At 62.6% G+C, this 2,674-nt stretch carries 2 protein-coding genes and 1 pseudogene; all 3 read right to left on the reverse strand.

Annotated elements, in window-relative coordinates; genetic code table 11:
• A pseudogene (gene rpsL, locus ACTHL0_RS27050) lies at positions 1-72 on the reverse strand (30S ribosomal protein S12); the annotation flags it as partial.
• A 220-nt stretch (positions 73-292) separates the two neighbouring features.
• Positions 293-2,140: a DNA helicase RecQ gene (recQ, locus tag ACTHL0_RS27055; protein ID WP_440570203.1), complete on the reverse strand. Its 1,848-nt coding sequence runs from the start codon at positions 2,138-2,140 to the stop codon at positions 293-295.
• A 340-nt stretch (positions 2,141-2,480) separates the two neighbouring features.
• The coding region (locus ACTHL0_RS27060) for a hypothetical protein (protein WP_440570204.1) at positions 2,481-2,674 on the reverse strand (194 nt) is incomplete at its 5' end.

Consider the following 2,674-nt stretch of genomic DNA (forward strand, 5'->3'; position numbering starts at 1 on the left):
CAAGGCCGGGCTCTTGCTCTTCGTCGTTTCCGACGCGCGGCCTTTGCGAACCAGTTGATTGATGGTTGGCATTGTGTATTCCCGAAATTGATAAAAACGCCGCACCGCCTGCCGGGCAAAGCGGCCCACGGTGGGTGTCAAACATCCCTGTTCGGCCTTGGTGAGGCTTGCTCCGAGGTGACCTCGTGCATGAGCGCACCCCTGGCCAAAGAGCCAAGAACAGGAACCCGGCATGATATGGCAAAAAGGTCAAGCGCGTCAATAGGTTGCGTGAGACGGCGCTCGGCCGGGCTCAGTCGGCGGCCACCACTTCCAGGAGTTCGTCTCCAAACCGCTCCAGCTTGCGCGCACCCAAGCCGGGAATATGCCGCAAGTCGTCGATCGTATCGGGCGCCGAGCGCGCGATCTCGGCCAACGTCGCATCGTGAAAAATCACGTAGGCGGGGACGCCGTCCCGCTTGGCGGTATCCGTCCGCCACGTACGCAGCCGCTCCCAACGCGCCCGCTCGCGCGGCCCGAGGCCGGCCGTCGGATCGGCCCGCTCGCCCGTGCGTGACGATGCCTGGCGCGTGCGGGCGGGCTTCACGTAGCGACGCAACGTGACGCTTTGCTCGCCCTTGAGCACCGGCTTGCTGGCCTCGGTCAGCACGAACGCGCCATAGCCGTCGTGGTCGACCGTCAAATAACCATACGCGACAAGCTGCCGAAACACGCCGCGCCACTCCGGCTCCGACAAACTTGCACCGATGCCGAACGTGCTCAACGTGTCGTGACCGCGTTCGCGCACCTTTTCGCTCAGGTTGCCGCGCAAGATATCGATCAAATGCCCGGCACCAAAATGGAACCCGCTTGCCCGCCGCGCGCGAAACACGCATGAAAGCGCCATTTGCGCTTCCCGCGTCGCATCCCATGTCTCGGGCGGTTCCAAGCAGGTATCGCAATTGCCGCAAGGCTTGCTCTCTTCCCCGAAATACGAAAGCAGACGCACGCGCCGACACGCAGCCGTCTCGCACAAACCGAGCAGCGCATCGAGCTTGCTCGTCTGCACGCGCTTGTGCGTTTCGTCCGCCTCCGATTCGTCGATCATTTTGCGCTGCTGGACAACATCACCAAGCCCATACGCCATCCAGGCATTCGCCGGCATACCGTCACGGCCCGCGCGCCCGGTTTCCTGGTAATAGCCTTCGACGCTCTTGGGCAAATCGAGATGGGCGACGAAACGCACGTCGGGTTTATCGATCCCCATGCCGAAGGCAATCGTCGCGCAAATGACGACACCCTCCTCGCGCTGAAACAGTTCCTGGTGACGCTGCCGCGTTTCGAAATCCATCCCGGCGTGATACGGCAATGCGCGCACGCCCTTCGACTTCAGCCAATCGGCCGTCTCCTCCACCTTGCGGCGCGAGAGACAGTAAACAACCCCGGCATCGGTCGTGCCGTCCGCGTTCATATGCTCAGCACGGATGAAATCGAACAGCTGTGCTCGCGCGTTGTCCTTCTCGACAATGCGATAGCGAATGTTCGGTCGATCGAAGCTCGAGACAAACACGCGCGCTTCGTCGAGCGCAAGACGATGAATGATTTCGTCGCGCGTGATCGCATCGGCCGTGGCCGTCAGCGCAATACGCGGCACCGATGGAAAACGCTCATGCAGCACCGACAACTGCATGTACTCGGGACGGAAGTCGTGCCCCCATTGCGAAACGCAATGCGCTTCGTCGATCGCAAAAAGGCCGATGCGGGCACGCTCGATCAATTCGAGAAAGCGTGGCGTCATCAAGCGTTCAGGAGCAACGTACAGCAGATCGAGTTGGCCGTCGCGCAGCGCGCGCTCCGTGGCCGCGGCCTCGGCGCCCGTCAGCGTCGAATTCAGGTAAGCGGCACGTACGCCGAGTTCGGTGAGCGCGGCCACTTGATCTTGCATGAGCGCGATCAACGGCGATACGACGATTCCCGCTCCGAGCCCCGCTTCCCGCCGCGCCAGGGACGGGATTTGATAGCAGAGAGATTTGCCGCCGCCCGTGGGCATGAGCACAAGGCAATCGCCGCCACCGGCGACGTGTTCGACAATGTCGCGCTGCTGCCCTCGGAATGCGGGATAGCCGAAGACTTCGTTGAGAATTTCTAGAGCGCGGGACATGTAGGAGATAGGGAGAGACGAACTGCCGACGGATGCAATTCTACCAACCGATCCATCGTAGCGACGCCGCTCACATGCGCGTTAGCCTTTCGGCCAATCAAGCGCGGCGCCGGCGCATACCGTCCGCCGCCAGCCGTCGGCCGCGATAAGCGTCCTACCGCGCGATCGGAAAAAGTAGACGAGCGACTTAGGCGCCCCGCATGCAAGGGAAAAAGGACACTGTGCGCCCATGCTGGGCGCACGCAAAAAAAAACCGCCCGATCAAACGACCGAGCGGTTTTGCGCCATTGGCGCCATGCGGGTAGGGTACACGAGCGGCGCGATGCACCGCCCTTGGGCCTTACTCCGCCGGGTGTTGCTGATGCGGCACGTCGATCGGCGCTTCGTCGGCAGCCGACGCCGGCGTCCCGAACTCGAACGCCTCTTCCGCGGCGATCTGATCGAAACGCTCGCGATCCGACGATTCCTTCGCCTTGCGTGCCTTGTGGAACGCGAGACCCGTACCGGCCGGGATCAAGCGGCCGACGATCACGT

The organism is Trinickia sp., from assembly GCF_051961175.1.
Taxonomy (GTDB): domain Bacteria; phylum Pseudomonadota; class Gammaproteobacteria; order Burkholderiales; family Burkholderiaceae; genus Trinickia.

Coding starts and splice junctions, on each gene's coding strand:
- recQ (WP_440570203.1), bottom strand. CDS start 2,140: ATGTCCCGCGCTCTAGAAATTCTCAACGAAGTCTTCGGCTATCCCGCA.